Annotated in this window: 4 protein-coding genes and 1 rRNA gene; 4 read left to right on the top strand and 1 reads right to left on the bottom strand. The window is 34.9% G+C overall.

Translation table 11 applies throughout. The annotated features are described in order from the left end of the window. Positions 1–79: 79 nt before the first annotated feature. From rrf to FZ945_RS09645, 4 genes are all read left to right on the top strand, one after another. Positions 80–198 (top strand): 5S ribosomal RNA (rrf, locus tag FZ945_RS09660). Between the two features lie 667 nt (positions 199–865). Then, complete coding sequence (locus FZ945_RS09655; protein ID WP_262367219.1) at positions 866–1,135, top strand: BRCT domain-containing protein; 270 nt, start codon at positions 866–868, stop codon at positions 1,133–1,135. A 96-nt stretch (positions 1,136–1,231) separates the two neighbouring features. Continuing rightward, the gene (locus FZ945_RS09650; RefSeq protein ID WP_148804161.1) at positions 1,232–2,413 is read left to right on the top strand and encodes a Cj0814 family flagellar-dependent secreted protein; all 1,182 of its coding nucleotides are present in this window, start codon (positions 1,232–1,234) and stop codon (positions 2,411–2,413) included. Positions 2,414–2,426: 13 nt separating this feature from the next. Then, a complete protein-coding gene (locus FZ945_RS09645) occupies positions 2,427–3,239 on the top strand; it encodes a Cj0814-related protein (protein ID WP_148804159.1) in 813 nt (270 codons plus the stop codon). A gap of 11 nt (positions 3,240–3,250) precedes the next feature. On the opposite strand, the gene FZ945_RS09640 is transcribed toward FZ945_RS09645, so the two are convergent. Next, positions 3,251–4,294 carry a Cj0814 family flagellar-dependent secreted protein gene (locus tag FZ945_RS09640; RefSeq protein ID WP_148804157.1) on the bottom strand — a complete coding sequence of 348 codons (1,044 nt, stop codon included), beginning with the start codon at positions 4,292–4,294 and terminating at the stop codon, positions 3,251–3,253. Positions 4,295–4,380: the final 86 nt, after the last annotated feature.

Genomic DNA, 4,380 nt, shown 5'->3' with positions numbered 1-4,380 from the left:
AAAACTTTGTTTATGACTTTTAACTTTATCTAGTAGTGTTAAATAAGAGATTTATCTAATATATCTTTTATTTAACACTGCCCGTGACTATACAGACGAGGAAACGCCTTGCTCCATCTCGAACCAAGAAGCTAAGCTCGTCCTGGCTGATGATACTCTCCCTTACTGGGATGTTGGGAAAGTAGGTCGTTGCGGGCTTTGTTGTTAATCTGCTTTAATTCTTATATGTTTAATCCTAGTTTTTATTAATGTTGCTTCTTGCCATATATGATAAGATTCTTATATTTCTTTTTAGATTATTGGTTTGATTATATTTTAAATTTGTTTTTATGCTAGTTTTTAAAATCTTTAGACTGAATTTTACTTAATGATAATATGATCCTTTGCTTGAAAAGCAAAGAACAAAATCAAAGATCGAGATACAATTGTTTAGGCTAGAAAAGAGGCATATTTAATTATTTGCCTTGGATTAAAGTTCTCGAACATATACTAAAATTTGATATAAAAAGTTTTTAGGATTCTAACAATATTTTTTTAAAATAGCTATGAAGTTTGAAAGTACAAAATTTAAGCTGCTTGATGTAATAGATACAAGCAATTAGTAAGGTAGGCTTATTTAAAAAAGTACTATTGAACAAGGATGTAAAAGTTAAAGCAGTTAATAGATTAATAAAATTAGTCAGGTGTGAAAAGTAATTATATTTTTACCAAAAAAACTCAAAATTTTAGTAGCTGCTAAAAAGATGCTTACACTTAAACTTATCGGCACTGCAATTAGTGTGCGTCTTTTCAACTGATAGTTTAGATATCACAAAGAAAAATGTATGACTAGAGATTTCTGACTTTTGCGATCAGATCAAATCAAGTGTGTAAAAGACTTCAAAACGCGGTGCAAATTTTTACTTCAAACGTTAGCGTTTCAAGGAGTATGCAAAAACAGCTAAAAGAGCTTGGAGCAAAGCTCGTTAAAAACCTCTCTGATAAATTTACAAGCAAATTCCTAATCGGACTTGAAAACGGCAAAAGCATCACCACTAAAGAAATTTACAACATCACCTACCTTGAAAACGACCTCAAATTTAAGGAACTATCTAGCAAAGATAGGCTTTATAAAAAGGTAGATACGAGAGTTTAGGAGTAAATTTATGCATACTAAAAAGCCTTTGCAAAATAAATCTTTTCATAAAAAAGACGATATCTTTGGTGTGAGTTAAAGCTAAAAGGATCTAAGATGATAAACGCACTTGGTAGCTACCCCTTGAATTTAGAGCAGAACATAAAGGTATCAACCAAAGTTGCCACCAAACAAACCAACTCAGAGGTTTTAGGCTACAAGGTAGATAAAGATGGCTACTTTACAGATGAGTTTAATAAACAAGCTGGCATACCAAGCGGATATAAAATTCACTCAAGCACGCTGGAGTCGTTAGTAAGGATAGAGACGCAGTCTGACTATATGCAAAGGGCTTTTGACAGCATCGATATACTAAAAACCGTAAATAATGCCTACAAAATCCTCTCCCAAGTAGTTGGCGAAGACACACTAAATTCAAAAGATAGCTTTAGCCCAGACGAGATAAGAAATTTTCCACAAGGCTTTGAGTATAACCGCCAAAGCATGCAAGTAACAAAAATTCATAGTTCTATTTACGACTTTGATGCAGCTGCTTCTAGCTTTAACTACAAAGAGTCAAACAAGCAGATGATAAGCACGCTTTTTTTCAACCCAAGCTTTGATGGCGGAGATGGCAGGCAGCCACTAAAGCCAACAACAGATATCTTTAACAACAACAATGGTGGCAAGGAGAGTGTGGGAAGTGGTGTTTTTATCGATCCGCACGGTGAAAGATACACAAACAAAGATGGCTCTATAACCAAAGGCGGACTTATAGCAGCCGTTATAAACAACAACCTTGATGTAAGAGAGGGCGAGACAACAGCACAAGGCAAAAGAGAAGGCTATGATAAGAGCATAGATAGTAAAGAATTTAATAGAGCATTTGAGCTGTTTGAACTTATGGGCGAGATGAAATTTGGACCTGGCTTTATAAATGCTACCGATAATGACATAGCAGGTATGCCTAAATATATGCAAGACTACATCAGATCTAAAAGAGACTTTGTCTATATCGACTTAGAAAGTGGCTTTGTGAGCACTCCTGAAGATAGACGTAGGGGATATGAAGAAGACGAACTCTCATTTAAAAAGATGATGGAGCGCAATCTAAAAATGCTAAAGCTACTCTTTGGTGAGATAGACAAAGACGGCAAAAAGAGCAAGGACTTTATGGATAGCTTTTTGAAATTTAGTATGCCACCTTTAAATTTAGTAAAAGAGCTAAATGAAAACCCAGCTGGAAAATATCTAGTAGATATGCTTGGTATAAAAAGAGATGTTGATATAAAGGCGTAAGGGGGGGGGTGAAATGATAAGTATAAACGGACTTAGCAATACATCGATACAAGATAACACCATTCAAAAAGAAAATGCAACAGAAAATGTAGCCAAAGAAGGCAAGCAAGACAAAAACGCTACCGAAGAAAAATTTGACTACTCAAAGAATCTTTTTAAACCCTGGAGCGAAACTATAAAAGAATTTATAGATATAGACAAAAGCAAAGAGGGCTGGATAACAGATACTATAAATCGAATTGATAATATGCTGTCTGATTACACCATTCAAGAAAGACGAGCTTTATCAGCAAAAAGAGAGCCAGAAAATATGGAAGAATTTAGAGTTCGCGAACTCCAAGATTACATGGACTGGTTGCTTACAAACTCTATAGACGGCAAACCAACCATGATGGGCAAACTAATAGGTCTTGGTACAAAAGAAGAGGAAGATGAACTAGATGCTTTTATGGAAACTATGTCCTCCCTTTATCCAAATAATAACAAGGAGTCGCTTAGTCTTTTAGATAGAACCGACCTAAGCATAGATGAATTTAAAATATTATTTGCCAAAGCAAGAGAGAAAGCTACAAAGGATGTTGAAGAACAAAGAAAGCAGATAATTAAAGAAGAGCAAGAATACAATGCAAATTTTGCTAAAGAGCAGGCTGAGAAGAAATTTAAACCTATGCAGGTTAAGAAGAAGTATGAGACCTATGATATAAACAAGGATCAGAAATTTCTCTATGCAAGAGAGCTTTTAAATTTCAAAGAAAAAAGAGGCATAGACGTCTTAGAGCTTATGCAAAAGATAGATAAGAAGCAAATTTTAAATAAGATGGCTTAACTGGTTAAGGATTAAACTTTTGTCTCATTTTGAAGCTTTGTGGCATGAGCTAGCACACTATCTACTATCTCGCTCGCACTTTTGCCATCTTTTGAAGTGAGTAAATTTCTTTTTAGTAGCTCTTCTAAGATGAATTTAATCATCTTCTCATTTTTCAAAAGCCTTGAGAGAGGCACTATATCATCAGCTAGGCTTTGCTCATTCATTAGCTTTGAGTAAGAGCTTGCCTCCACACTAAGCTTCGTCTCGCCACTATCACTAGCGATAGGGCTAAAACTCTTTAAAAATCCCACAAATACACCAGCACTGCTATAAGTATCATCTGCTTGATATACCGACATATCAGGGTTAAATGTATATTCGTCACTGGCTCTTGCATCAAGATGCTCTTTGCTAAAATTTAACTCATAGACCTCGTGGCTTACTCCAAAGCCTCTAAGCTCATCTCTAACGCTCTTTGCATCACTAACTTGATCAAACGTTTTATATACATTTGTAACAGATATTAGGCTCACATCTTTTAAGAAATTTGCATTTTTACCAAAGGTTTTTTGGTTAGTATCCATGCTAAAGCCTTTTGGTAAATTTGCTAGATCAGCCTCGCTATATCTATCTTTTTCATCCCCTACGATACTTTTAAAAAGTTTATAGTAGTGCTTTGTGGTATCAGCTACATCTATCTTTTCAAAGGCAGCCTTGCTTCTATCTTGTGTGAAGAGATATGTTTTGTTGTTGTATCTAACTATCTCATCAAGCGTGCTTTTATGGATTTTAAAGTCCTGCGGCAAACCTGCGGCTTTGTTAAAATCAGCTCCCATAAAGCCAGCTTTATCCACTGTGTAGCCATAAGCTTGAAGGTCATTAAAATTTAAAGAGACGAGACTATTTTGTGAAGAAGTGGTATAAGTAAATTTAGCAGGCTCTTGGCTTGGCTTGCTAATCTTTTCTTTGGCATTTTGCTTCAAAATATCACTAAAATTTGCAGATCTATCTTGTTTGTGTTGTTGTTTAGTGTATGAATTTACATTGGTGCTTAAGATGCTAATATCATTCATGGTTTGACCTCCTAGCTTCTTACTTGATACCAAGCAAAACGTATTCCAACCCACAAAAATAAAAAATCAATCAATATAAATAATAC

The sequence above is a fragment of the Campylobacter concisus genome (genome assembly GCF_902460535.1).
Taxonomy (GTDB): domain Bacteria; phylum Campylobacterota; class Campylobacteria; order Campylobacterales; family Campylobacteraceae; genus Campylobacter_A; species Campylobacter_A concisus_AS.
This window is presented reverse-complemented; position numbering and strand designations above follow the sequence as displayed.

Excerpts from the sequence above, each read along its gene's own strand:
- FZ945_RS09650 (WP_148804161.1), top strand. The coding sequence starts at position 1,232 with ATGATAAACGCACTTGGTAGCTACCCCTTGAATTTAGAGCAGAACATA.
- FZ945_RS09645 (WP_148804159.1), top strand. The coding sequence starts at position 2,427 with ATGATAAGTATAAACGGACTTAGCAATACATCGATACAAGATAACACC.
- FZ945_RS09640 (WP_148804157.1), bottom strand. The coding sequence starts at position 4,294 with ATGAATGATATTAGCATCTTAAGCACCAATGTAAATTCATACACTAAA.